Genomic DNA, 26,077 nt, shown 5'->3' with positions numbered 1-26,077 from the left:
GGGCCTCGGCCTCATGCCGGTGACGCCATCCTGAAGCGAACATCGCTTCGTCATGCGGATACTTTTGCTTGAAATTTGATTGCCTTGGACCATATATTAGCACTCCCCCAAAGAGAGTGCCAGAATGTGGCCAGAACTTAAGACTGTCCAAAGTATTGCCTATGGGAATTAAACCCGCAAGCAAACTTACTTTAGTGCAGCACTTGAATATTCGTTTGATGCAGCCCAGAACTGAGCCGATAAACACTGGAAATCGCGTACAGGTTCAGAGTAAGGCGGGACAGACAAGCTCTCTGTTGAATGGCGCACGTACGACTGGGACGGCCTGTAGGAGTTCTACGCAAGACAGCGTAGGGAAGTGCGAAGCGACCGTAGGAGTATGGGCGCGCTGCGGCGCATTCCGACGGCCAGGTAATCGGGGAGGCAGCACAACGGCCGCCTCGCCCTGCTCTGGAAGTGGTGCCACTTCCGGCATTTTCAACACCCTGAATCAATCTTTTTTATTCAGCAATATTGTAGGAGTGCCGCTGCCGGCACCCCTGTAGCCCGTCAGCGCCCGCGCGCCAGGTGACGCCGTACCGATAGCATGGCGCCGATCAGGCCCAGGCCGGCACTCACCGCCAGCAAGCCTGCAATTTCCAGCCCGCCCAGCGGTGCCAGCTGGAATTGCGAGCCGTACAGCCGCGCAAATTCGGCGATGGCGCCATTGAGCGGGTGCAAGGCCAGCGCTACCACGCCCAGGGCGACGCCGCCGGCGCACAGGCCGAGCAGGGCGCCCGTATAGAAGAACGGGCGGTGAATGAAGTCATTGGTCGCGCCGAGCAGTTGCGAGACGGAGATTTCTTCTTTCTGCGTCAGCACCTGCAGGCGGATGGTATTGAACACCACCGCGATGACGACGATGCCGAGCGTTCCGGCCAGCAGCAGCAGGGCCAGGCGCAGGATGCCGAGCAGCGCGGCCAGGCGCTTGACCCAGGCCGAGTCGACCTGCACCGTCTCGACGCCGGGCAGGGCGCGCAGGCGCTCGGTGATGGCGTCGACCTGCGCCGCGGCGCCGGCACTGGCGAAGCCGCCCAGCTTCATCACGTAACTGTCCGGCAGCGGGTTCTCGCCCAGCGTTTCCAGCACGCCGCCCAGGCTGCTGCGCGCCTTGAGCGATTCCAGCGCTTCTTCGCGCGGCACGAACATGACTTCGCCCTTGCCCTGCGCGACGATCTGGCGAATCTGCGGCAGCAAGGCCTGTGCATCGGGCCGGCTGACATCTTCGCGCATGAACAGGCTGATCTCGGGGTCGACCGACAACTGCTCGGACAGCGGCCGTACATTGTCGAGCAAGGTCAGGCCGGCGAATGGCAGCGTGAGCGCCAGCGCGACGACGAGTACGTTGAACAGGAAGCTGCCGGGCGACTTGCGCACGGTCGACAGCGCGGCCACCAGGGCGAAACGGTGCTGGCGCAACCACGGGCTCATGCTGCACCTCCGACCAGCTGGCCATTTTCCAGGCGGATGACGCGCTCGGCGCGCTCCAGCACGTAATCGTCGTGGGTCGAGATCACGCACGTGACGCCCACTGCGTGGAACGAGCGCAGCGCATCAAGCACCTTGTCGGCCGCGACGCGGTCGAGGTTGGCGGTAGGTTCGTCGGCCAGGATGATCTGCGGCCGGTTGACAATCGCGCGGGCCACGGCCACGCGCTGCTGCTCGCCGCCGGACAGTTCGAGCGGCATCGCGCGCGCCCGGTCGAGCAGGCCGACCTTGTCGAGCGCGGCGCGGGCGCGCTGCTCGGCTTCCGCCGTGCGCGCACCGGTCACCAGCATCGGCAGCATCGTATTGGCTAGGATATTGCGGTCGTTGAGCAGGCGCTGCTGCTGGAAGATGATGCCGATATTGCGGCGCAGGAAAGGAATCCCGGCCGGCTTGATGCGCCCGACGTCATGGCCGCTGACGATCACCTTGCCGCTGGTGGGCCGCTCGACGCCGGCGACCATTTTCATCAGGGTCGACTTGCCAGCGCCCGACGGACCGGCCAGGTAGACCAGCTCGCCCTTGCCGATGGCGAGCGTGACGTCGTGCAGTGCATAGCTGCCCTGCGCGTCGCCGTGCGTGTACTGCTTCGATACTGACTGGAATGCAATCATGGTGTCCTTGTTCGATCAGCCGCTCAGCCGAGCAGCGCGTCGACGAATTCTTCGGCATTGAATGGCTGCAGATCTTCCAGCTTTTCGCCCACGCCGATGAAGTACACGGGAATCGGGCGGTTCTGTGCGATCGCGGCCAGCACGCCACCCTTGGCGGTGCCGTCGAGCTTGGTAACGACCAGGCCTGTCAGGCCGAGCGCATCGTCGAACGCCTTCACTTGCGCCAGCGCGTTCTGGCCCGTGTTGCCGTCGATAACGAGCAGGATTTCATGGGGTGCACCCGCCATGCCCTTGCCGATCACGCGCTTGATCTTTTTCAGCTCTTCCATCAGGTGCAGCTGGGTCGGCAGGCGGCCGGCCGTGTCGATCATCACGACGTCGGTGCCGCGCGCCTTGCCCGACTGGACTGCATCAAAGGCGACAGCCGCCGGATCGCCCGACTGCTGCGAAATCACGGTCACATTGTTGCGCTGGCCCCAGACCATCAATTGCTCGCGCGCGGCGGCGCGGAACGTGTCGCCCGCAGCCAGCAGCACCGACTGGTCGAAGCTTTGCATGTGCTTGGCCAGCTTGCCGATGGTGGTGGTCTTGCCGGCGCCGTTCACGCCCGCGATCATCATCACCAGCGGGTCGTGGCGGCCCAGCTCGAGCGGCTTTTGCAGCGGCAGCAGCATCTCGATCATCAGGCTCTTGAGCGCGGTCTTGACGGCGGGCGCGTCGAGCAGCTTGTCTTCCTTGACCTTGCGGCGCAGTTCGGTGAGCAGGTGTTCGGTGGCGCCGATGCCGGCGTCGGACATCAGCAGCGCCGCTTCGAGTTCGTCGTACAGGTCTTCGTCGATGCGCGCACCGACGAACAGCAGCGACAGGTTGCTCGAGGTCTTGGACAGGCCGGCCTTCAGGCGCGCCATCCACGATTGCTTCTTTTCCAGCTCGGTGGTGGGGCGCTCGGCGGTTTCCGGGAACAGGTTGCCGCCTTCGTGCAGCACGCTGACTTCGGTCTTGACCTCGGGCTTGGTGTCCTTCTTGGTGTCGGGCTTGGCCACGGCTGGCGCCGGGGGTGCCGGCCTGGTGGCAGGCGCCGCGGGCGCCGCGGGTGCAGCAGGTACAACAGGTTCCGGCGCCGGGGTATCGGGCGCTTTCTTTCTTTTGAAGAAGCTGAACATAGTGTCTGGTGGGGGACTTCGTGCGAACGCCGGCGGGGCCGGCGATGAAAAAACGTGCGAATATTTTACCAGAGCAGCAATACGTTCCCGCTTTGCGCGCTAGCGTGCTCCTTTTGCGGCCTCGGCCTGCGCACGCATCATCTCGAGCGTGGCGTTCGGCGTGATCAGATTGCCGTCGTAGCGCAGCTCGATCACGGCCGGCAGCTGTTCCTGCGCCGTGTAGGCCAGCGCGCGCGCCAGAGCCGGTGCGAAGTCGGCAGTCTGGTCGACCACTTCGCCATGGCCGCCATAGGCCCGCGCCAGCGCTGCGAAATCCGGATTGTGCAGGTTCGTGCCCGACACGCGGCCCGGATAAGTGCGCTCCTGGTGCATGCGGATTGTGCCGAACATATTGTTGTTGAAGACCAGGATCACGACGCCGGCGCCGTACTGCACAGCGGTGGCCAGTTCCTGGCCCGTCATCATGAATTCGCCGTCACCGGCAAAGGTCACCACGGCGCGCTCGGGATGCACGATCTTGGCCGCGACGCCGCTTGGCACCGCATACCCCATCGCGCCATTGGTCGGCGCCAGCTGCGTGCGCATGCCGCCATAGCGGTAGAAGCGGTGCGCCCACGACGCGTAGTTGCCGGCGCCGTTGGTGATGATCGCGTCCGCCGGCAGCGCACCCTGCAGATCCTGCACCACTTGCCACAGGTCGAGCGGGACGCCTTCGCGCAGCAGGGCAGGCTGCTCCTGCCACGCGGCCAGCTCAATCCTGGCCTGCTTCACATTGGCCTGCCAGGTCGCGTCGACCGGTTCCATCGCGGCGAGCATGGCGCACGCCTGCGGCATGCCGGCCGCGATCATCAGTTCGCCCTGGTAGACGCTGCCCAGTTCTTCGGGATCGGGATGGATGTGCACCAGGCGCTGGGCCGGCACGGGCGCGGCCAGCAAGGTGTAGCCGCCGGTCGTCATTTCGCCCAGGCGCGGACCGATGGCGATGACCAGGTCGGCGTCTTTCACGCGCGCGGCCAGCTTCGGATTGATACCGATGCCCACGTCGCCAATGTAGTTCGGGTGCGCGTTGTCGAGCAGGTCCTGGAAGCGGAACGTGCAACCCACCGGCAGGTGATTGCGCTCGGCAAACTGTGCCAGGTCGGCGCAGGCTTGCGCGGTCCAGGTGCCGCCGCCGAGCAGCACGACCGGACGCTCGGCCCCGGCCAGCATCGTGCGCAGTTGCGCGATCTGGTCGGCGGACGGCGCGCCATGCGCTGGCGTATAGGCGCGCGTGTCGGCAACCTCGGCCAGCGACACGAGCATGTCTTCGGGCAGCGCCAGCACTACCGGACCGGGACGGCCACTGGTGGCGACCTGGAACGCGCGCGCCATGTATTCGGGGATGCGGTCGGCGCGGTCGATCTGGGCGACCCACTTGGCCATCTGGCCGTACATGCGGCGGTAGTCGATTTCCTGGAACGCTTCGCGATCGACGAAGTCGTTGCCCACCTGGCCGATGAACAGGATCATCGGCGTGGAATCCTGGTAGGCCGTGTGCACGCCGATCGACGCATTGGTGGCGCCCGGCCCGCGCGTGACGAAGCAGATGCCCGGTTTGCCGGTGAGCTTGCCATAGGCCTCGGCCATGAACGCCGCGCCCCCTTCCTGACGGTTGATCACGAACCGGATGTTCGAATCGTGCAGCGCGTCGAGCACGTCCAGGTAGCTTTCACCCGGGACACCGAAGGCGGTGTCGACGCCGTGAATGGAGAGGGCATCGACCAGGATCTGGCCGCCGGTGCGGGAAGGGTGCGTCATGGAAGGGTCGTCCTTATAGGGTTCGCTTGCAAGTATTCTAAGTGAGCGGCCCACACGCGGCTTTTGGAATGGCGACATCAAATTTCAGAAAACACGGGCGCGGCGCCGGACTTGGCCAGAGGGATATCGGTTACAATGCCCCCGTGAAGCAGGCCAGGCAGTCGCTGGTCCACGCCGCAAGGTCGTGGACGGGAGGAAGGTCCGGACTCCATAGAGCAGGGTGACGGTTAACGGCCGTCCGCCGAAATCCGCTGGCGCAAGCCAGTGGTACAAGGCGAGGAACAGGGCCACAGAGACGAGCGTATTTAGTTACGGTGAAACGCGGTAACCTCCACTCGGAGCAATTCCAAATAGGCACGCGTTGATGTTGCTCGCGGAGCGTGCGGGTAGGAAGCTTGAGCGCTGGAGTAATTCAGCGCCTAGAGGAATGATTGTCCAAGTGTCGCCGCAAGGTGGCACTACACAGAATCCGGCCTATCGGCCTGCTTTACACATAATTCATGACGCGCACCGCTCGGTGCGCGTTTTCCCCGGTCGTTCCGGAGACCGTCAGTGACCCACTACATCCTCGCCCTCGACCAGGGCACCACCAGTTCGCGGGCGATCGTGTTCGACGATACCGGCGTGGCCGTGGCCAGCTGCCAGCGCGAATTTCCCCAGCATTTCCCGCAACCCGGCTGTGTCGAGCACGATCCGGCGGACATCTGGGCCAGCCAGCTTGCCTGCGCGCGCGCCGCGCTGACCGACAGCGGCGTCGACCCTGCGCGCATCGCCGCGATCGGCATCGCCAACCAGCGCGAAACGACGCTCCTGTGGGACCGCGTTACCGGCGAACCCGTGGCCAACGCCATCGTCTGGCAAGACCGGCGCACGGCCGGCGCCTGCGACCGGCTGCGCGAAGCGGGCAGGGCGGCCATGATCGCCGAACTGACCGGCCTGGAGCTCGACGCGTATTTTTCGGCCACCAAGCTGCAATGGTTGCTCGACCATGTCCCGGGCGCCCGCCAGCGCGCCGAGCGGGGCGAGCTGGCCTTCGGCACCGTCGACAGCTATCTGGTGTACCGCCTGTGCGGGCGCCACGTGACCGACACCAGCAACGCGGCGCGCACGATGCTCTTCAACATCCACACGCTGGCCTGGGATGATGCCTTGCTGGCGCTGTTCGACATCCCGCGCGCGGTGCTGCCCGAGGTCGTGCCCAGCAGTGGCCTGGTCGGTCATGCCGCCGCCGAGTGGTTCGGCCACCCGATCCCGATTGCCGGCATTGCCGGCGACCAGCAGGCAGCCACCTTCGGCCAGGCGTGCCATCGCAAGGGCATGGTCAAGAATACCTATGGCACCGGCTGCTTCATGCTGATGCATGCCGGCGCCACGCCACCGGTATCGCATCACCGCCTGCTGTCGACCGTTGGCTGGACAATTGACGGGCGCACCGACTACCTGCTCGAAGGCAGCGTCTTCATGGGTGGCGCCACGGTGCAGTGGTTACGCGATGGCCTGGGCATCATCCGCCAGTCGCACGAGGTCGAGGCGCTGTCCACGAGCGTGCCCGATAGCGGCGGCGTGATGCTGGTGCCGGCATTTGCCGGCCTGGGCGCGCCGCACTGGGATCCATACGCACGCGCCACCATCCTCGGCATGACGCGCGGCACCACTGCCGCCCATATCGCGCGCGCCGCCCTCGAGGCGATTGCCTACCAGAGCGCCGAACTCCTGACGGCCATGCAGAAGGACGCTGCGTGCGCCGTCACCGAACTGCGCGCCGACGGCGGGGCGGCGCGCAACGACCTGCTGATGCAATTCCAGGCCGACCTGCTCGGCATCCCCGTGGTGCGCCCGCGCGTGACCGAAACGACGGCGCTGGGCGCCGCCTGGCTTGCCGGCCTGGCGTGCGGTGTCTGGGAATCGCCCGCAGCACTCGAACACCAGTGGCAGGTCGACACCTGTTTCGAGCCCCGGATGGCGGCCGAGCGCCGCGCGGCGCTGATGGCGCGCTGGGCGCGGGCTGTTGCGCATGCAAGGTCGTGGGCCGAACCGGAGGATTAAATCCACTGCTGGATGACAACAATGCAACGAGTGTTGCAAAAAACCAGCAAAGTGCGCAGATTCAGCAGAATTGAAAAAAGGCGTTTGATTCCGCATGGAAACACATGTATCATATTTTCTGAGTTGAGCAAGACGATGCGCGTCGCGGTGACAGCGCCCTTGAATCTGGAGAATATGATGATGACTACCCCAAAACGTATCCGTGTCCTGGCTGCTGTCCTGGCTGCTGTCATGCCTTTCACCACGGGCGCTGCGGTGTACTCCAAGAGCAAGAGCAGCACCTTCGACGTCACGATGCGCGTCGTGGCCGACTGCACCATCGCTGCCAACGGCATCGACTTCGGCCAGACCGGTGTCATCACCTCGGCGCTCACCGGCTCGTCGAACATCAATGTGACCTGCACCAACACCACGCCCTACAACGTTGGCCTGGACGCCGGCACCGGCGCCGGTTCGACTGGCACCACGCGCTTCCTGAGCGGCACCGGCGCCAACGCCGACACGGTCGCCGTCAACCTGTACCGCAGCGCCGGCTCTAGCCTGTGGGGCAATACCCAGGGCACTGACACGCTGGCCGGCACCGGTACCGGTACTGCGCAGACGCTGACCGTGTACGGTGAAATCCCGGTCCAGAAGGCGCCGACGCCGGACAACTACAAATCGACGATCACCGCGACCATCTACTTCTGATCGGAATCGCGCATGCGGGGCTTTTACTCCATCGTGCTGGCGGCGGCACTGTGTTCCGGTACGGCGGCGTACGGCGCCAACCTGCAGATTTCACCGGTGTCGATCAGCTTCCAGCCCGGCCAGAATTCGGCCGGGATCCAGTTGCAGAACAATGGCGACACGCCGCTGTACGGCCAGGTCCGGGTGTATGCCTGGGACCAGCGTGACGGCATCGACGCCCTGACCCCGACCACGCAGCTCGTGGCCAGTCCGCCGATCATCGAGATCGCGGGCAAGAGCGCCCAGACGATCCGCCTCGTGCGCCGCGCCGGTGCTGCAGTCGGTAACCCTTCGACGCCGGGCGGCGCCGAACAGACCTACCGCATCCTGATCGATGAACTGCCGCGTGGCGATCCCCAGCAGGCCAATGTCGCGATCCGCCTGCAATATTCGGTCCCGGCGTTCGTGCTGCCAAGCGATACCCAAGCTGCCCCGCAGCTCGAATGGAGCACCTTCCAGCGCGCCGGCGCCTGGCACCTGCGCGCCCGCAATACCGGCGCGCTGCATGCGCAGATCGGCGCCACCAGCGTGACGGTCGGCAGCCGCGACGTCGTGCTCAGCAAAGGCTTGCTGGGTTACGCACTGCCAGGCCGCACGCGCGAATGGGCCTTGCCCGCCGACGTCGCCGGGGCACTGCCGGCGCCGCTCGCCATCGCCACCAACGTCAACGCCAAGCCGCAGTCCGCCAAGGCGGCCGTCGCGCGCGACTGACGCCCGGGGCAGCCATGCACACGCGCCACCGGGCGTGGCGGGCCCTGCGGTCGTCGTCCCTGCCCACCTGCCTGCTGGCCCTCGCCATCACACCTGTGACGCCCATCGCGGCGGCGGCCGCCATGGTCGCCGCTGCGCCGGCGTCGGCCTCGCTGGCCGCGCTCGAAGCGCAGGCCGGCCTGGTGGCCGCCCAACCCACCGAACTGTATCTGGACGTGTCGATCGACGGCCAGCCCACGGGTCTGCTCGTCTCCGTGATCCAGCAGGGCGCCAGCCTGCGCATGACGGTCGAGAGCCTGCGCGAACTGGGCCTGGACCCGGCGCGCTTCGGCGTGGCCGACCGCGCCGATTTTCTGCTCGACGAGATCGACGGCATGACCTGGCGCTACGACAGCGCCGCCCAGACGCTGGCGCTGACCCTGTCGGATCGCCTGCGCGTGGCGCGCGTGATCAGCGCGCGCACGGTGCGCGCCAGCGGCGCCGGCCAGGCCAGCCGCGGCATGCTCCTGAACTACAACGTGTTCGCCCAGAGCAGCGGCGGCTCGGTGGCCAGCAATCTCGATCTGCGTTATTTCGATCCGTACGGCAGCTTGACCAGCACCGGCGCGGCCATCCTGCGCGGCGAAGAGCGCGGCTATACGCGTTACGACACCACCTGGACTTACGCCAATCAGGACCGCTTGACCACCGTGCAACTGGGCGACACCGTCACCCCGGCGCTGAGCTGGTCGCGCGCGCTGCGCCTGGGTGGTATCGAGTGGCGCCGCAACTTCGAGCTGCGTCCGGACCTGGTGACCTATCCGGTGGCCTCGATTGCCGGTTCGGCCGTCGTGCCCACGAGCGTGGACCTGTTCGTCAACAACGTGCGCCAGTTCAGCACCAGCGTGCCGACCGGCCCGTTCGTGGTCGACCAGGTGGCGGGCCTGAACGGCGCCGGCCAGGCCACCGTCATCACGCGCGATGCGCTCGGGCGTGAAGTGGCCACCACGCTGCCGCTGTACGTCGACACCCGCCTGCTGGCGCGCGGCCTGACCGATTTCGCCGTCTCCCTTGGCGCGCTGCGGCGCGACTACGGCGTGGCATCGTTCCGCTACGGTGGCCCGGCGGCAGTGGGCTCGGTGCGCCACGGCTGGACCGACCGCCTGACGCTGGAAGGGCATGCCGAAGCCGGCAGCGGCCAGGTGCTGCTCGGCGGCGGCGTGCTCGCGCGCGTGCCCGGCGCCGGGGTGGCCAGTGGCGCCCTGGCGGCCAGCGCCGGCCGTTATCGTGGCTGGCAAGCCACGCTCGGCTACCAATACGTGTCGCCACGCTTCGCGCTCGACCTGCAATCGATCCGCGCCAGCGCCGGCTTCGGCGACCTGGGCACGCTCGAAGGCACGCCGGTGCCGCGCGCGCTCGACCGGGCCAGCATCAGCACGGCGTTCGCCGGCAACAGCTTCAGCATCAACCTGATCGGGCTGCGCACGCCACTGTTGGCGGGCGTCGCGCCAGTGCTCGATCCGTTCGGCAACCCGCTGAGCAGACTGACGGCGCAGGCCACACCGTCTCAGGTAACGCGCACCGTGTCGCTGGCCTGGTCGCGCAGCGTCGGCCTGCGTGGCTACTTCAGCCTGGGCGCGTTCCAGGATCTCGAGCGGCGTGCCGAACGGGGCATCACGGCTACTTTCAGCATGGCCTTCGATTCGCGCGTGGCGGTCAACGCCAATGCGGGGCGCCAGCGCGGCGAGCAGGTGGCGTCGGTGTCGATGGGCCGCGCGCCGGACTTCGACGGTGGCCTCGGCTGGGCCGTCCAGGCGGGCAAGACCGGCCCGCAACGCTACGACCAGGCCCAGGTGCAATACCTGGGCGCACACGGCCGCGCGATCGTGTCGACGCAGCGCGTTGGCGAGAGCCGCAACACGAGCCTGGATGTCAGCGGCGCCATCGTCGCCATGGATGGCGCGCTGATCACGGCGCGCAATGTCGGGCGCGGTTTCGCGCTGGTCTCGAGCGGCGCGCCCGACCTGCCGGTGCTGCAGGACAATCGCCCGATCGGGCGCACCGACCGCAACGGGCGCCTCCTGGTGCCCGACCTGCAGCCGTACGCTGCCAGCCGGATCGCGATCGACCCGTCGTCGCTGCCGTCCGATACCCGCATCCCGCACACGCTCCTCGAGATCGTGCCGCGCCAGAATGCCGGCGTGGTGGCGCGCTTCGCGATCGAACGCTACGCGGCCGCGACGCTCACGCTGGTGCGCGCCGATGGTACGGTACCCGACGTCGGCACGCTGGCGCGCCTGGACGGCAGCGAACTGACGGCGATGGTCGGGTACGATGGCGTGCTGTTCATTGAAGGCTTGCGCGCTCAAAACCGCGTGCGCGTCGGCAGCGGCAAGGATCTGTGCGAAGTGCGTTTCGATTACAAACCGGTGGCGGGCGAACTGCCCGTGATCGGACCGCTGGTTTGCCAGCCCCTGCAAGGAGAATGACCAAATGACCGCAATCTGCCACCCACTCGCGCTGCGCCTGTGCCGCCTGATGTTGATGACTGTCACGCTGTGGTTGCTGGCTGCCACTGCGGCGCGCGCCGACAACTGCGTGGCCGCGATGACCGATGTCGACTTCGGTGTCGTCAGCCCCATTGCAGGGAGCGACGTCACGGCCAGCGGCACGCTGACCGTGACCTGCTACTGGACTCTCGGGTCCAACCAACTGCTGCTGCCGGCGGCGAACGTGTGCGTCAACCTGGGCGTGGGCCCGGGCGGCGGCACGGGCGCCCCGCGCTACCTGCTCAACGGCAGCAACCGCCTGGCCTTCAACCTTTACACCGACAGCTCGTACACGGCGGCCAAGATCTGGGGCAGCACCGCCAGCACCATCGGCGCCAGGCCGGTCAACGCGACCCTGGCGGGCTTGCTGGGATTGGGCGGGGTGACGCAAAGCTTCACCGTGTACGGCAAGATTGCGGCGGCAAGCCTGGTGGGCGTGCCCACGGTGGGCAATGCCGATACACTCTATGGCGCCAGCTTCGCCGGCCACGGCACCATACAGTATGGTTTCGGCAGCGTGCCGTGCACGGGCGGCGCCAGCGCGGCATTCTCGTTCCAGGCGCGCGCCACGGCGGTCAATAATTGCCTGATCAGCACCAGCAACCTGGCCTTTGCCAGCGGTAGCCCGATCACCGACCAGCGCATCAGCGCACCACTGAGCGTGGCGTGCACGGCCAACAGCACGTACCAGATCGCGCTGAATGGCGGCGTGTCGAACAATCCGGGGGCGCGCACGATGAAGAACAGCGTGACCGGAGAAACGCTGACCTACCGGATCTCGGCCACGCCCGACGGTCCGGCCTGGGGCGACGGGCTGGTGGGCACCACGGTCTACAGCGGCATCGGCACCGGCAGCGCGCAGGCCGTCATGATGCACGGTATCGTGCCGCGCCAGCGGGCGCCGACACCGGGCGATTACCGCGATACGGTGACGGTGTTGCTGATGTTCTGATGAAAGGCTGGTGCGCCGTTCAGGCCGCGGCTTCGAGTTGGCTGATCAGTTCGCCCAGCGGCATCGGGCGGCAGAACAGAAAGCCCTGCATGCACGGTTTGCCGTGCGACGCAAGAAACTGCGCCTGCTCGCGGGTTTCGATGCCTTCGGCGACGACGCGCAGGCCAAGCTGGCCGGCCATGGCGAGGATGGACTTGACCAGCGCCGTGCCATTCACGTCGTGCGGCATGTCGCGCATGAAGCCCTTGTCGATCTTCAGTTCGTACAACGGCATCTTCTGCAGGTAGGCCAGGCTCGAGTAGCCGGTGCCGAAGTCGTCGATCGAGAACCGGATACCCAGCTCGGCCAGCACGTGCATCCGGGCGACAGTCGCGTCCATGTTCTCGACCAGCAGGCCTTCGGTCAGCTCGAAGATCAGCTGGGTGGCGGGCACGCCCGTCTCGGCGAGAATCGAGCGCACCACGTCAACGAAGTCGGCTTGCTGGAACTGGCGCGGGCTGACGTTGACCGACAGCGGCAGCGCGTGGCCGGCGCGCGACAGGCGCAGCCAGGACAGGCAGGCCTGCCGCAGCACCCAGGTTCCCAGCGGGACGATCAGGCCGGTTTTTTCGGCGATCGGAATGAACACGTCGGGCGGTACCAGCACACCGTCGGCACGGCGCCAGCGCAACAGCGATTCGGCACCGATCGGCTGGCCGTCAGGGCTGACCTGCAGCTGCAGGTGCAGCGCGAACTCGTCGTTGTCGAGGGCATTGCCCAAGTCGCGTTCGAGCATCAGCGTATTTTCGGCAGCGGCCAGCATGGTCGTCTCGAACAGGGCCGCGCTATTTCGCCCCGCAGCCTTGGCATGGTACATCGCCGTATCGGCTTCGCGCAGCAGGTCCTGGGCGGTCTGCTCCGGTCGGGTGGGCAGTGAAATGCCCACGCTTCCCGACGACTGGTAGACCTGGCCATCGATGTCGATGGGCCGGCGCAGGGCGGTGCCGACGCGCTCGGCCAGCGCCACCGCGGCGGCGGTGGCCGCGCTGGCGTCGTCGCCCAGATGCTCGGCCAGCACGACGAATTCGTCGCCGCCGAGACGCGCCACGGTGTCGCGCCGGTGGACGGTATCGCGCAGGATGCCGGCCACGTGTTTCAGCAGAGCGTCCCCGGTCGCATGGCCGCGCGCATCGTTGACGCTCTTGAAGTTGTCGAGGTCGAGATAGAGCACGGCCCCGATCCCTTCGCCGCGCTGCGCCTTGTCGGTCAGGGCGCCCAGGCGCTCCATCAGCAACCGGCGGTTCGGCAGTTCGGTCAGCACGTCGTAGAACGCCAGCTTGCGGATCGATTCGGCCGACTGGCGCTTTTCGGTGATGTCGCGGCCGACAGCCACCCAGTGCGTGATCGGTCCGCCTTCGCCGGCGAACGGCACGATATCGACTTCCACCCAGCGCGGTTCGCCTGCTTTCGTGTAGTTGACCAGTTGCGCCGACGCCGGTTCGTAGCGCGCCATCGCATCCGACAGGGCAGCAACGGTTTCGGTGCTGGTTTCCGGCCCGTGCAGCGCATGCAGGCTTTGCCCGATGATTTCGTCGATGCGATAACCGCTGTGGCGCTCGAACGCGGCGTTCGCGAAGATGATCGGCTGATGCGAGGTTTTCCCGGGAATTGCCTGGATGATCAGCACCATGTCGTGCAGGCCCGCCAGCGCTGCCGAGGTCAGTCGGCGTTCCTGATTGACCGCGCGCAGTGTGGTGCGCTCCTGCTCGAGGGATGTGGAAACGGCGTCCGCCTTGTTCAGCGAGCGCGACAAGCCCTTGAGCACGCTGCCGGCCGTCAGCGTGCCCAGCGCGCCAACGCATGCATAGTTGAGCGCAAAAAGCAGCACGCCCACAGGCGAGTCGTTCGCAAGGTCGCCCATGGTCAGCTCGCTGTAGCCGGCCAGGCCGAGCACGATCATGGCCAGGGCGCCGGCACCGATCGTGGCATACGCCGCGCGCTGTCCCAGCAGGATCACGGCGATGACGGGTATTGCAAGAAGGTAGCAAAGGCCGACTGCGCCAACGGAGACGATTGAACCGACGGCAACGAAAAACAGCATGGCCAGAAAATTGACGACGCGGCTCGTGTGCGACAAGCGATCGAAACGCCAGATCGCCAGGATCCACGCCAGTGCGATCGTGTCCATCAGGGCAACTTGCGGATAGCCACGGTACGCGGCAACCAGCGCGCTGGGCACGGCCACGACCAGCGCCAGCACGAGCACTGCCGACATCAGCCTGGCAAAGGCGCGCACGCGCCATCGGAAGAGATCCCGATTGATTCTATGAGGCATCCAGGCTGTCCAAAAATAGTGCGATCATTTGTAAATTTCCATCAGGAAACATTCTATCAGTTTGTATCGGATCACATCGTTTGATCCGTCCCTGTTGCGCGCACGCGACCATCGGCGCAGGTTCCCATGCTCGCCCGTTCGGTCCTGAATCTAAGCCATGAACAGAACGAGGCTTTACGTTCTAATCTGCAAGACATTTCCAGAAGGAACTATTAAGCTGTCCGGAATCTTTCTTTTTCCTCGTTGCCATTCTTGCCATGCCCCCTTCCGCCGATCTCAACCTGCTCCGCCTGCAACATCTCGACGAGCGGCGCAGACCGCTGGTCGTGCGGTCGATTATTCTGATGGCGGGCTTTTGCCTGTTGCTGATCGGCCTGCATGGATGGAGCCTGTGGGCATCGCGCCAGGGGGAACTGGACCAGACGGCAATCAGCACCGAAAACATGGCGCGCGCGCTGGCCTCGCACGCCGAGCGCTCGCTGACCGTGGCCGACTCGGTGCTGGCGGAGATGGTGGAACGGGTCGAGCAGTCAGCCACGCAGCCGGTGGATGTACGGCGCCTGCATGCACGGATGGCGCGCATCACGCGCACTAGCGAAGAAGTGCGCGAGCTGTTCATCTACGGCGCCGACGGCATGCGGCTGGCGACCTCGCTGCCAGCAGTGCTACCGGGCAGCAATATCGACCGCGAGTTTTTCCGTTACCACATGACCCATACCGACCTGGGCACGCGTATCGGCAAGCCGATCTTCAGCCGCTCCACCGGCGTCCAGACGATTCCCGTGTCGCGCCGGATCAACCGCCCCGATGGCAGTTTCGGCGGCGTTGCGATGGCGTCGCTCAATCTGGATTACTTCGGCAAGTTCTATGACAGCTTCGATGTCGGCCGCACCGGCACGATCATCCTGGCCATCGATGACGGCACACTGCTGTACCGCCGCCCGTTCAACGCCGTGATGGTGGGAACGAGCATCAGCAACGGTCCCGTGTTCCAGACGTATGCCAAATCGGGGCCCGTCGGCACGGCGATGATGACTTCCAGGATCGATGGCGTCGAGCGCCTGTACAGTTATCGCCACCTGGACGGCTTTCCGCTGCTGGTGGCAACGGCCCAGTCGAAGGACGAAATTCTGGACGGCTGGTGGATGGCCGTGATCAAGATGAGCTGCGTGGTCGTGTTCGCCGTGTGCATGCTCGGCTGGGGAGGGCACCGCATGATCAGCCAGTTGCGCGTGCGCGAAGCGCTGGAATCGGAGTTGCGCGCAGCGCGCAGCGCGCTCGAACTGCACAATGTATCGCTGCGCCACCTGGCCGACGTCGACGCCCTGACCGGGCTGGCCAACCGGCGCCGCTTCGACGAAGTACTGGCCGTCGAATACGAACGGGGACGCAGGAGCGGCCTGCCATTTTCGCTAATCCTGCTCGATGTCGACCACTTCAAGAAGTTCAATGACTGCTATGGCCACGTCGCCGGCGACGATTGCCTGCGCCGGGTCGCGGGCGCGATCGCGTCGGGACCACGGCGGCCGACTGACCTGACGGCGCGCTACGGCGGCGAAGAATTCGCCATCATCCTGCCCGATACCGACAGCGATGGCGCCCGCGCAGTGGCCGAGAACATCCGGTGCGCCGTGCAGGCGCTTGGCCTGGCGCACGAGGGAAGTTCCTACGGCCATGTCACGGTCAGTCTCGGCGTCCATACCTGCAACCAGGCCGATGGCACGTGCGACGCGCCGGTGGACGCCATCGAAGCTGCGGACCGCCTGTTGTACCAGGCGAAGATGGATGGGCGCAATCGCCTTGCCGTCGGGCCGTAGCAGCGGCCGGCAGCGGGGCTGAACGGTTGCCTCAGATTGTCGGGACATCTGCCGGACATGGCCCAACGCCAGGGCAGTGGCTCGTCTATACTGTATTGATGATGCCGACGACCAGCAGTACCTCCACGACGCGATTCACCGGAAAGCCAGACTGTGCAATGACCAAGACAGACAATGCTGCCAAAAAAGTCATTCTGGTGGTCGAAGATCTGCCGTTCGACGCTGAATTCACGTTGCAGGCGCTGGAAAAATTCGAAGGCAGCGTCGATGTCGATGTCGCGCGCGATGGCTGGGATGCGCTGGTCCTGATGAAGCAACGTCATTTCGACCTGATCCTCATGGACCTGAAGATGCCCCGGATGGATGGCTTCGAGACGATGATCCTGATGCGGGGCTACCAGCTGCAGTACGACGTGCCGTTGATCATCCTGTCCAACTCGGATCTCGACACCGACCGCGAGCGTGCCCGCAAGCTCGGCGCCGTCGACTATGTCCACAAGTCGGGCGACCTGGCCCGGTTCAGATCCGCGCTGCAGGCCACCGTCGAAAAGCACATGCGCATGTGAGCCCGATGGTTCAGGGCCGCTTCGACCGGCCGACGATGCTCGCGACCTTGGTGGTGATCATGTCGACCGCCGGGCCATTGGCGCCATGGGGCAGGATCACATCGGCATTGCGCTTGGTGGGTTCGATGAACTGCTTGTGCATTGGCCGCACCGTGTCCAGGTACTGGCTGACGATGCTCTCGAGTGAACGGCCACGTTCGGCAATATCGCGCTGCATGCGGCGGATGAAGCGCACGTCGGATGCCGTATCGACAAAGATCTTCAGCGACATCATGTCGCGCAGATCGGCGTCGTACAGCGCAAACAACCCTTCGACCACGATCACGGGCGCCGGCTTGACGGGAATGGTCTTGTCCGAGCGGTTGTCGATCGTGAAATCGTATTCGGGCATGGCGATCGCCTCGCCATTGCGCAGGGCCTGGACGTGCTGGATCAGCAACGGCCAGTCGAACGCATGCGGATGATCGTAGTTCTGCTTGCGGCGCACTTCAGGGGGCAGGTCGGACTGGTCGCGGTAGTAATCGTCCTGCATCACGATCGAGACCATGTCGGCGCCGAACGACGCCAGTACCTGCTGGGAGACCGTGGACTTGCCACTGCCGCTGCCACCGGCGACCCCGATGACGAATGGCGAAAAAGGAATGGAATTCATCCCCGCATGATACCGGAGAGGCGCGCAGGCCGACAGGGCAGGCCTGGCAATGACCTGGCCCTGACCTGGCTCGATTGTCAGTGCATCAGAAGTAGACGGTGACGCGGCCGGCGTCCGGGCCGGCGCTGCGCAGCGATGGCGCTGCCGGAGCATCGAGAAGATACGGCGTGGCCGGGCTGGCGCACTGCACCTGCACGGCGGCGCCGGCACTGATCGAGCAGGTGGCAATGATCGTCAGGCGCGCTTCGAAGCTTGCCGACACCACGTGCGCATCCGCACCGACCGGCAAGGTCAGGGTGGCGGTGGCCAGGAGAGCAGCAAGGAAACGAAGGGAGCGCGACATGCTTTGTGGTCGGGGCAATTAGCCGTTAGATGATCGATGAAGACCATCATAGCCACATCGGCGAAGCCGTGTGCGAACACAGTGTGAAACGAAGCGAAGAAGGGATTTAGCGGTATTTCGGGTTTGGCGGTATTTACTTGCCGGTTCGACCGAATGCATTTCGCAGGCCGTCGACTCAAACGCTGATAATTGCAATAAATATAAAAACAGTTGTCGGTTTTGCGGGTTTTTGGCAAATTAGAGAATAGTCTCTAAAAGCAATATTAGTTTAAATAAAGAAATATTAGACCGTGTTTTCAGGCAAACTCGCCAGCAATCCCGATACCGCGTCGATCAGTTCGATCGGGCTGAACGGCTTGACGATGTACAGATCGGCGCCGGCATCCATGCCAGCTGCCACATCGCTTTGCTGGCCGCAGGCCGACAGCAGCACGATCTTGACGCCCGCGTTGGCCGGATCCTGCCGCAGCCGCGCGCAGACGTCGAGGCCGCTCTCTCCGGGGCCGAGCCAGATATCGAGCATAACGACGTCGGGCCGCTCGGTCGCAAACAGGGCAAGCGCCTGTTCGGCGTTGGCCGCTTCGACGATGCGGCCCAGTGCTTGCAGGCTCAGCGAGATCAGCAGGCGCAGTTCGTCCTGGTCATCGACGACGAGAATGGTGTTAGCGGGCATCGCCGTGCTCCTGGCGTGAGTGCAGGCTGATGGCGCCCGTCCGGTCGCACCGCAAGACAGGCAGGATCGGCAGGGTAGGCAAGATCGGCATGGAGGCCAGGGTGGCGGTCATGGATGGGCTGGCATGAAAGGCGCGTCGGTGCGCCGAGCATAGCAGTTCAGTTGCTGATCAAGCGCGCGCCAGACCGTGTTCAACAGCAGCGCGCAATTCGCCAAACGGCACCGGCTTCGGGAACACCGGAATATCGGCCGGCAAGCCCATCGCCTTGATCGTTGCACGGTCCAGGCCGCTGACCACGATCATGCTCATGCCGGCGCTGCCGCTGTCTTCGCGCAGCGTGCGGATCATGCGGAACCCGTCCATGCCCGGCATGTTCAGGTCGCTCACCAGCAGGTCGGGACGCTCTTCGCCAATGCGGATCAGGGCCTCGAAACCGTTGTTGGCCTTGACCACGTTCAGGTCCATGCCCCAGCCGGCCATCTCGAGTTCGTACAAGCGCAGCATCAGGGGATCATCGTCCACTACCAGCACGCGCCGCGTCGAGGACGCCGGGGCGACCGGCGCGGCCGGCGGCGGCGCGTGCGCGGCGATGGCAACGCGACGCCCTTCGACCAGGCGGTTGACCGATTCCAGCGTGATGCGGCGATGGCCGCCGGCCGTGCGCCACGCTTGCAGCGTACCGCTCTCCACCCACAGTTGCACCGTGCGATGCGATACGCCAAGGACTGCGGCCGCCTCCTTGGTCGAGCAAAAGTCGGCGGCGTTGTACGGTGCTGCCGGCTGCAGGTCGGGGGAATTTTTCATATTTACTGATGTTACGTTTTAAGTTTCCCAAAGTCAAAATAGTTAACCAGATAAATGAAGAATTCCTTAAACCAAAAGTTGTTATTCGGTGCTGTCAAAGCGGAGGATAGCGCATTGGCAAGTTCTTGGGGTACATCAGAGTGCTGGATGCCCGTACAGTGGTTTGAAACACACGCTGGTTGTTACTTTACGTCAATCTTATTCTTTGCCTTGCGCTGGCACAAACGTAAATATGTGGTTGCGGAATGAGGCCCGACCTTCACTGTGACGGCTAAGTCCCTAATTTAAAGGAATATTTTGAATTGTCGAGTACCCCAAACACGCACCTAAGTCATTGGTTTCATTGGCAAAATTAGGAAAGCACGGTTGGGATTTCGCTTGACCGTCAACATTGCTTCCACTAAAGTGGGAAACAGTGTGAAAAAGTGTCGATTTGTGGGAAGAAATCCAGATCCCGGCGCCAGACAACAACGACCAACCGAATTCTCCAAGCTAGGCATTTACGTGTTCCAGGGCGCGTCAGCGATCAACCTCGATGCAAAAGGGCGGATGTCCATTCCAGCCAAGCATCGTGACGCCCTGACACTTCAGTGCGAAGGTCGCGTCACGCTGACCAAGCATCCACAGGGCTGCCTGTTGTTCTTTCCGCGCCCGGTGTGGGAAGAGCATCGCAAGCAGATCGCCGCCTGGCCGATGTCGGCCCGTTCATGGCAGCGTATTTTCCTTGGCAATGCCGTCGATGTCGAGCTCGACAGCGCCGGACGGATCCTGATCTCTCCCGAACTGCGCGCTGCAGTCGGGCTCGAGAAGGAAGTGATGATGCTCGGTATGGGCAGCCACTTCGAAATCTGGAACGCCGCCAAACTGGCCGAGGACGAGGCCGCAGCCGTGGCTGGCGGCATGCCGGATGTACTTTCCAATTTTTCTTTCTGAGGCGCCGATGACGGATTCTTTGACGGTGCCTGATTATCAGCATCGCACGGTGCTACTTGACGAAGCAGTCGATGCGCTCGAGCTGAGCGGCGCACGTGCTGCCGGTACGTATATAGACGGGACCTTCGGTCGCGGCGGTCACAGCCGCCTGCTGCTGTCGCGCCTGGCGCCGGAAGGGCGCCTGATCGCGTTCGACAAGGACCCGCAAGCCATTGCAACCGCGGAGCAGATCGACGATCCGCGTTTCAGCATTGTTCACGACAGCTTTGCCACGATGGCCGACGCGCTTGCCGCGCGCGGCATTCATCAGGTCGACGGCATCCTGCTTGACCTGGGCATTTCGTCGCCCCAGGTCGACGACGCCAGCCGCGGCTTCAGCTTCCGCCAGGACGGCCCCCTCGACATGCGCATGGACACCACGCGCGGCATGTCGGCGGCCGAATGGGTCGCGACGGCAGAGCAAAACCATTTGGAAAAGGTGATACGCAATTATGGAGAAGAGCGGTTTGCTTTTCAGATTGCAAAGGCGATTGTTGCTCGCCGCGCAGTCGAACCAATTTCAAGCACACGACAGCTTGCCGCAATCGTGGCAAGCACGGTCAAAAGCAGGGAGAAAGGCAAGGATCCGGCAACCAGGACCTTTCAGGCTATCCGGATTTTCATCAATCAAGAGCTTGAAGACCTCGAAGCGGGGTTGACCGCTGCCTACAGCATGCTCGCGCCCGGCGCCCGCATGTCGGTGATCAGCTTTCACTCGCTGGAAGACCGCATGGTCAAGCAGTTCTTCGCATCCAAAGCCAATGTCGAACAGCCCGACCGGCGCCTGCCGATCCGCGCCGTCGACCTGCCGCAGCCGTTGATGAAGCTGATCACGAAGATCAAGCCATCGGATGCCGAAGTGTCGGACAACCCGCGCTCGCGCTCGGCCGTGCTGCGCGTCGCCGAACGCCTGGGAACGCCGACATGAGCGTGAAGGTCAACGTGTTTCTTACCACGCTGCTGGTCGGCTGCGCGCTGTCGGTCGTCAACGCCCGCTACCAGGCGCGCCACTTGCTGATCGAACTCGAACGCCTGCAGCAGCATGCGCGCCAGCTCGACGTCGACTGGGACCAGCTCCAGCTCGACCAGTCGCGCCTGGCCAAGAACGATCGCATCGAGCAGATTGCCCGTTCCGAACTGAATATGGCGCCGCTCACGCCCGCCCGTACCCAATACCTGACTGAAGGCGCCCCATGACGCGCGGTGCTTCCAAATCCGGCGCACGCGTTGCTGCCTCGAAGGGCGTTGCATTCACCAAGAGCCCGGTGCTCGCGGTGCGCCTGCCCGACTGGCGCTCGCGCATGGTGCTGTTCGTCCTGTTCGCGTCGTTCGCCGCACTGGGCGCGCGCGCCGTCTGGCTGCAGGGCGTGTCGAACCAGTTCCTGCAAAGCCAGGGCAAGAGCCGCTACGAGCGCACGCTCGAACTGCCGGCCACGCGTGGCCGCATCCTTGACCGCAACGGCGCCGTGCTGGCCACCTCGCTGCCGGTGCGCGCCGTGTGGGCGATCCCCGAAGACGTGCTGGCCTCGCCGCCGGAAAAAATCACGGCACTGGCCAAGCTGCTGGGCATGCCGGAAGCCGACATCCGCAAGAAGCTCGACTCGGACCGCACTTTCGTCTACCTGAAACGCCAGGTCGAAATGCCAGTGATCGCCGAAATCGAGAAGCTCAAGATCAATGGTCTCGACACGCGCAAGGAATACAAGCGCTTCTACCCGCAGGGCGAAGTCGTCACCCACCTGGTCGGTTTCACCAACGTGGAAGACAAGGGCCAGGAAGGCATGGAGCTGCAACACCAGAAAACGCTGATGGGCGTGCCTGGCAGCCGCCGCGTGATCAAGGACCGCCTGGGCCACATCGCCGAAGATCTTGGCATGTTCCGCGAGCCGCACCAGGGCCGCGACCTGACGCTGTCAGTCGACAGCAAGCTGCAATACATTGCGTTTACCAGCATCAAGAACGCGGTCGAGAAGTTCAATGCGAAGGCCGGCGCCGCCGTGGTGCTCGACGTTCATACGGGCGAGGTGCTGGCGCTGGCAAACTACCCGACCTACAACCCGAACGACCGCTCCAAGCTGACCGGCGAGCAGCTGCGCAACCGCGTCATCACCGACACGTTCGAGCCGGGTTCGACGATCAAGCCGATCACCATTGGCCTGGGCCTGGACACGGGCCGCATCACGCCCGACACGGTGTTCGACAACAATCCGGGCTGGATGACGATCACCGGCAAGCGCATTCGCGATACCCACAACTACGGCGTGCAGACGGTCAGCGGCATCATCCAGAAGTCGTCGAATATCGGCGCCGTCAAGGTGTCGCAGCGCATCCCGGCGCAGGAAATGTGGGAAATGTACACGAAGGTCGGCTACGGCCAGGCCCCGCGCTTCGGCTTCCCGGGCGCGACCGCCGGCCGCGTGCGGCCATGGAAATCGTGGCGCCCGATCGAGTACGCGAACATGGCGTTCGGCCACGGCCTGTCGGTGTCGCTGCTGCAGATGGCGCGCTCGTACATGATCTTCGCCCGCAACGGCGACATCATTCCGCTGTCGTTCGTGAAGGTCAACGAAGAACCGGTCGGCCAGCAGGTGATTTCGCCCAAGACCGCAGCGCAGGTGCGCACGATGCTCGAATCGGTGGTCGGCCCGCAAGGCACGGCGTCCAAAGCGCAGGTCGCCGGCTACCGCATCGGCGGCAAGACCGGTACGGCCGAAAAGCTCGTCAACGGCCGCTACTCGCGCACCAACAATATCGGCTACTTCGCCGGCATCGGGCCGATGTCCAAGCCACGCTTCATCATCGCCGTGATGGTCGACGATCCGAGCGGCGCCCTGCGCACCGGCGGCAGCGTCGCCGCACCGACGGCCGCCGACCTGTTTGCCAGCGCGCTGCGCGCGGCCAACGTGCCGCCCGATTCCTCCATCACGGACATCATCATTCCGGAAGTCCCACTCGAGGAGAGCATGTGATGAGCCCAGGCCTGAACGACATCCGCAGCTGGATCGCCGCCGCCGCACCGGGCGGCCGTCTCGTTTCCGACTCGCGCCGCGTGCAGCCGGGCGACGTGTTCTTTGCCTATCCGGGCGATGCGCAGGATGGCCGCCGCTTCATCGGCGCGGCTGCCGACGCGGGCGCCGCCGCCATCGTGTATGACGATCAGGACTTCACCTGGCCTGACACAGTCACGACGCCGCACCTGGCCGTGGCCGGCCTCAGGCAGCTGGCCGGTCCGATCGCGCATGCGGTGCTGGGCCAGCCGGACAGCGCAATGTTTACCGTCGCCGTCACCGGCACCAACGGCAAGACCTCGTGCGCGCTGTGGACCGCGCAAGCGCTGGCGCGCCTGGGCGAGACCGCCGGCGTGATCGGCACGCTGGGCGTGGGCGTCATCGCGCCCAAGGCAAAAACCGAAGCGCGGTTCGACGTCACCGGCTACACGACGCCGGACGCCGTGCTGCTGGCGCAGACGCTGGCGGAGCTGAACGGCAAGGGCGTCACGGCGCTGGCAATCGAAGCCTCGTCCATTGGTCTGGTGCAGGAGCGTACCGCCGGCATGCATGTCGACGTGGCGATCTTCACGAACCTGACGCGCGACCACCTCGACTTCCATGGCGATATGGCGAGCTACGAGGCGGCCAAGGTCAAGCTGTTCGAGTGGCCGGGCCTGAAGCACGCGATCGTGAACCTTGACGACGCAGCCGGGCAGCGCCTGGTGGCGCATCTGCGCGCGAACTTCCCGGCGCTGGCCGTGACGGGCTACACACTGGATGCGTCAGCAGCGCCGGATGGCGTGGCCGTGCTGCGCGCGAGCGGCATGCGCAGCAAGAACGCCGGCACCGAATGCCAGGTCGAAACGCCCGCGGGCAGCGCGACCATCCGCAGCCGCCTGGTGGGCAACTACAACGTGAGCAACACGCTGGCGGTGCTGGGCGCCTTGCTGGCGCGCGGCGTGGCGCTCAAAAGCGCGGTCGAGGCGATCGAATCGCTCGTGCCGGCGCCGGGCCGCATGCAACAGATGGGCGGGCAGGATGCACCGATGGTCGTGATCGACTACGCGCACACGCCGGACGCACTGGAAAAAACCCTGGACGCGCTGCGCCAGGTGGCGGCTGACCGCGGCGGCCAGTTGTGGTGCGTGTTTGGCTGCGGGGGCGATCGCGACCCGGGCAAGCGCCCGCAGATGGGCCGCATCGCGCAGGCCGCCGACCAGGTGCTCGTCACGAGCGACAACCCGCGCAGCGAAGAACCAAGCGCCATCATCGCCCAGATCGTGGCGGGGATGGACGCCAATGCCCCGGGCTCGCGCCTGCAGACGGTGGAAGACCGCGCGTCGGCCATCCTGCTGGCCGTGAAACAGGCGGCCAAGCAGGACGTGATCCTGCTGGCAGGCAAAGGCCATGAGCCTTACCAGGAAATCAAGGGACGCAAGATGCCGTTTTCGGATACGGACCACGCTTCGCTCGCATTGACGGCGCGGCTTACCATGTTGAGGACGCATTGATGCGCGGTACGCTCGCACAACTCGTGGCGGCCATTCCCGGCGCGCGCCTCGTCGGCGCGGATGTCGCCTTTGGCGGCGTGTCAACCGACAGCCGCAAGGTCGACGCCGGCGCGCTGTTTGTCGCGCTGCGCGGCGAGTCGTTCGACGCCCACGATTTCCTCGACCAGGTCGCGGCGCGCGACGTCGCGGCTGTCGTAGTGTCGACGCTGCCGGACGGCTGGACGCTGCCGGCGATCGTCGTGCCCGACACGCTGGTGGCGCTGGGCCGCATCGCGCATGCCTGGCGCACGGGGTTCACTCTACCCGTCATCGGCGTCACCGGCAGCAACGGCAAGACGACGGTCAAGGAAATGATCGCGGCTATCCTGGCAGCGGCAGTGGGCGAAGAAGCGCGCCTGGCCACGCAGGGTAATCTGAACAACGAGATCGGCGTGCCACTCACGCTGTTCCGCCTGACGGCTTCCCACCGCGCGGCGGTGGTGGAACTGGGCATGAACCATCCGGGCGAGATCGCCCGCCTGGCGGCCATCGCCGCACCGACGGTCGCACTGGTGAACAATGCGCAGCGCGAGCACCAGGAATTCATGCACACCGTGGAAGCGGTGGCGCGCGAAAATGGCGCCGTGCTGCAAGCGCTGGCGCCGAATGGCGTGGCCGTGTTCCCGGGCGACGACCAGTACACCGGCCTGTGGCGCGGCCTGGCCGCCTGCGACGTCATCACGTTTGGCCTCTCTGACGCCTGCGACGTGCGCGCCGACTACACGAGCAACGGCTTTGGCAGCGACCTGCAGGTGAGCGCACGCGGCGCACAGTTCGCCATCAAGCTGGCCGCGGCCGGGGAGCACAATGTGCGCAATGCGCTGGCCGCGATCGCCTGTGCTGTCGGCGCTGGCATCGATCAGCACGCCATCGTGCGCGGCCTCGAAGCCTTCGCACCGGTCGGCGGGCGCCTGCAGCGCAAGCAGGCCGCCGGCGGCGCGACCGTCATCGACGACACCTACAACGCCAATCCCGATTCGATGCGCGCCGCCATCGACGTGCTGGCCGCGTATCCCGCGCCGCGCATCCTGGTGGTGGGCGACATGGGCGAAGTCGGCGCGCAGGGCAAAGAATTTCACGAAGAAATCGGGGCTTACGCACATACGCGTGGCATCGACACCGTGCTCGCGACGGGCGAGCTGGCGCGCCATCTGGCCGCGTCGGGAGCACAGCATTACGAGCAGTTCGACGAGTTATTGGCAGCACTGGATAAAAAACTGGGCAGCAATACGGACGCGACTGTGCTGGTGAAGGGCTCGCGTTTCATGAAAATGGAACGCGTGGTCCTGCACCTGACCGGATCAACCCCCCTTGGCAAGGACGCCCACTAA

At 65.0% G+C, this 26,077-nt stretch carries 22 protein-coding genes and 1 other RNA gene; 14 read left to right on the top strand and 9 right to left on the bottom strand.

Going from position 1 to position 26,077, the window contains the following annotated elements; translation table 11 throughout:
* Positions 1-549: 549 nt before the first annotated feature.
* The 4 genes from ftsX to NX775_RS13890 form a co-directional block, all read right to left on the bottom strand.
* Positions 550-1,470, bottom strand: coding sequence for a permease-like cell division protein FtsX (gene ftsX / locus NX775_RS13905; RefSeq protein WP_258836538.1), 921 nt, complete (start codon positions 1,468-1,470; stop codon positions 550-552).
* On the bottom strand, positions 1,467-2,138 hold the full coding sequence (locus NX775_RS13900) for a cell division ATP-binding protein FtsE (protein WP_183557109.1): 672 nt from the start codon (positions 2,136-2,138) through the stop codon (positions 1,467-1,469). Before NX775_RS13900 ends, ftsX begins: the two co-directional genes overlap by 4 nt.
* 23 nt (positions 2,139-2,161) lie before the next feature.
* Positions 2,162-3,301: a signal recognition particle-docking protein FtsY gene (ftsY, locus tag NX775_RS13895; protein ID WP_258836537.1), complete on the bottom strand. Its 1,140-nt coding sequence runs from the start codon at positions 3,299-3,301 to the stop codon at positions 2,162-2,164.
* A gap of 99 nt (positions 3,302-3,400) precedes the next feature.
* Complete coding sequence (locus NX775_RS13890; RefSeq protein WP_258836536.1) at positions 3,401-5,098, bottom strand: thiamine pyrophosphate-binding protein; 1,698 nt, start codon at positions 5,096-5,098, stop codon at positions 3,401-3,403.
* A 145-nt stretch (positions 5,099-5,243) separates the two neighbouring features.
* Here NX775_RS13890 and rnpB point away from each other — a divergent pair.
* The 6 genes from rnpB (at position 5,244) to NX775_RS13860 (ending at position 12,064) form a co-directional block, all read left to right on the top strand.
* Positions 5,244-5,591, top strand: an RNA gene (gene rnpB / locus NX775_RS13885) — RNase P RNA component class A.
* A 59-nt stretch (positions 5,592-5,650) separates the two neighbouring features.
* Positions 5,651-7,144, top strand: a complete 1,494-nt coding sequence (gene glpK / locus NX775_RS13880; RefSeq protein ID WP_258836535.1) for a glycerol kinase GlpK — start codon at positions 5,651-5,653, stop codon at positions 7,142-7,144.
* A 177-nt stretch (positions 7,145-7,321) separates the two neighbouring features.
* A complete protein-coding gene (locus tag NX775_RS13875; RefSeq protein ID WP_258836767.1) occupies positions 7,322-7,834 on the top strand; it encodes a Csu type fimbrial protein in 513 nt (170 codons plus the stop codon).
* Positions 7,835-7,846: 12 nt separating this feature from the next.
* A complete protein-coding gene (locus tag NX775_RS13870) occupies positions 7,847-8,584 on the top strand; it encodes a fimbrial biogenesis chaperone (RefSeq protein WP_258836534.1) in 738 nt (245 codons plus the stop codon).
* Between the two features lie 14 nt (positions 8,585-8,598).
* The gene (locus NX775_RS13865; RefSeq protein ID WP_258836533.1) at positions 8,599-11,052 is read left to right on the top strand and encodes a fimbria/pilus outer membrane usher protein; all 2,454 of its coding nucleotides are present in this window, start codon (positions 8,599-8,601) and stop codon (positions 11,050-11,052) included.
* Positions 11,053-11,056: 4 nt separating this feature from the next.
* A complete protein-coding gene (locus NX775_RS13860; RefSeq protein WP_258836532.1) occupies positions 11,057-12,064 on the top strand; it encodes a Csu type fimbrial protein in 1,008 nt (335 codons plus the stop codon).
* 19 nt (positions 12,065-12,083) lie between these two features.
* Here NX775_RS13860 and NX775_RS13855 read toward each other — a convergent pair whose 3' ends face one another.
* Positions 12,084-14,339 (bottom strand): putative bifunctional diguanylate cyclase/phosphodiesterase, encoded by a 2,256-nt coding sequence (locus NX775_RS13855; RefSeq protein WP_258836531.1) that lies wholly within the window; start codon positions 14,337-14,339, stop codon positions 12,084-12,086.
* A gap of 296 nt (positions 14,340-14,635) precedes the next feature.
* Between NX775_RS13855 and NX775_RS13850 the strand changes: the two genes are divergently transcribed.
* Positions 14,636-16,195: a sensor domain-containing diguanylate cyclase gene (locus NX775_RS13850; RefSeq protein ID WP_258836530.1), complete on the top strand. Its 1,560-nt coding sequence runs from the start codon at positions 14,636-14,638 to the stop codon at positions 16,193-16,195.
* Between the two features lie 158 nt (positions 16,196-16,353).
* Positions 16,354-16,761, top strand: coding sequence for a response regulator (locus NX775_RS13845; RefSeq protein ID WP_258836529.1), 408 nt, complete (start codon positions 16,354-16,356; stop codon positions 16,759-16,761).
* Positions 16,762-16,771: 10 nt separating this feature from the next.
* Here NX775_RS13845 and udk read toward each other — a convergent pair whose 3' ends face one another.
* The 4 genes from udk to NX775_RS13825 all read right to left on the bottom strand — a co-directional run bounded on the left by udk (position 16,772) and on the right by NX775_RS13825 (position 19,234).
* Positions 16,772-17,413: a uridine kinase gene (udk, locus tag NX775_RS13840; protein ID WP_258836528.1), complete on the bottom strand. Its 642-nt coding sequence runs from the start codon at positions 17,411-17,413 to the stop codon at positions 16,772-16,774.
* 85 nt (positions 17,414-17,498) lie between these two features.
* On the bottom strand, positions 17,499-17,756 hold the full coding sequence (locus NX775_RS13835) for a hypothetical protein (RefSeq protein ID WP_258836527.1): 258 nt from the start codon (positions 17,754-17,756) through the stop codon (positions 17,499-17,501).
* A 283-nt stretch (positions 17,757-18,039) separates the two neighbouring features.
* Complete coding sequence (locus NX775_RS13830; RefSeq protein ID WP_258836526.1) at positions 18,040-18,429, bottom strand: response regulator transcription factor; 390 nt, start codon at positions 18,427-18,429, stop codon at positions 18,040-18,042.
* Between the two features lie 169 nt (positions 18,430-18,598).
* Positions 18,599-19,234: a response regulator gene (locus NX775_RS13825; protein WP_258836525.1), complete on the bottom strand. Its 636-nt coding sequence runs from the start codon at positions 19,232-19,234 to the stop codon at positions 18,599-18,601.
* Positions 19,235-19,738: 504 nt separating this feature from the next.
* On the opposite strand from NX775_RS13825, the gene mraZ reads away from it, so the two are divergent.
* The 6 genes from mraZ to NX775_RS13795 are packed head-to-tail and all read left to right on the top strand — an operon-like array spanning position 19,739 to position 26,077.
* Positions 19,739-20,167: a division/cell wall cluster transcriptional repressor MraZ gene (gene mraZ / locus NX775_RS13820; RefSeq protein ID WP_183557569.1), complete on the top strand. Its 429-nt coding sequence runs from the start codon at positions 19,739-19,741 to the stop codon at positions 20,165-20,167.
* 7 nt (positions 20,168-20,174) lie between these two features.
* Positions 20,175-21,134, top strand: coding sequence for a 16S rRNA (cytosine(1402)-N(4))-methyltransferase RsmH (gene rsmH / locus NX775_RS13815; protein WP_258836524.1), 960 nt, complete (start codon positions 20,175-20,177; stop codon positions 21,132-21,134).
* Positions 21,131-21,403, top strand: a complete 273-nt coding sequence (ftsL, locus tag NX775_RS13810) for a cell division protein FtsL (protein ID WP_183557193.1) — start codon at positions 21,131-21,133, stop codon at positions 21,401-21,403. Before rsmH ends, ftsL begins: the two co-directional genes overlap by 4 nt.
* The gene (locus NX775_RS13805; RefSeq protein WP_258836523.1) at positions 21,400-23,175 is read left to right on the top strand and encodes a peptidoglycan D,D-transpeptidase FtsI family protein; all 1,776 of its coding nucleotides are present in this window, start codon (positions 21,400-21,402) and stop codon (positions 23,173-23,175) included. Before ftsL ends, NX775_RS13805 begins: the two co-directional genes overlap by 4 nt.
* Positions 23,175-24,707, top strand: a complete 1,533-nt coding sequence (locus NX775_RS13800) for a UDP-N-acetylmuramoyl-L-alanyl-D-glutamate--2,6-diaminopimelate ligase (RefSeq protein WP_258836522.1) — start codon at positions 23,175-23,177, stop codon at positions 24,705-24,707. Before NX775_RS13805 ends, NX775_RS13800 begins: the two co-directional genes overlap by 1 nt.
* A complete protein-coding gene (locus NX775_RS13795; RefSeq protein ID WP_258836521.1) occupies positions 24,707-26,077 on the top strand; it encodes a UDP-N-acetylmuramoyl-tripeptide--D-alanyl-D-alanine ligase in 1,371 nt (456 codons plus the stop codon). The genes NX775_RS13800 and NX775_RS13795 overlap by 1 nt, the downstream gene beginning before the upstream one ends.

Origin of the sequence: Massilia aurea (assembly GCF_024753205.1) — a bacterium.
Classification (GTDB): Bacteria; Pseudomonadota; Gammaproteobacteria; order Burkholderiales; family Burkholderiaceae_D; genus Telluria; species Telluria aurea.
This window is presented reverse-complemented; position numbering and strand designations above follow the sequence as displayed.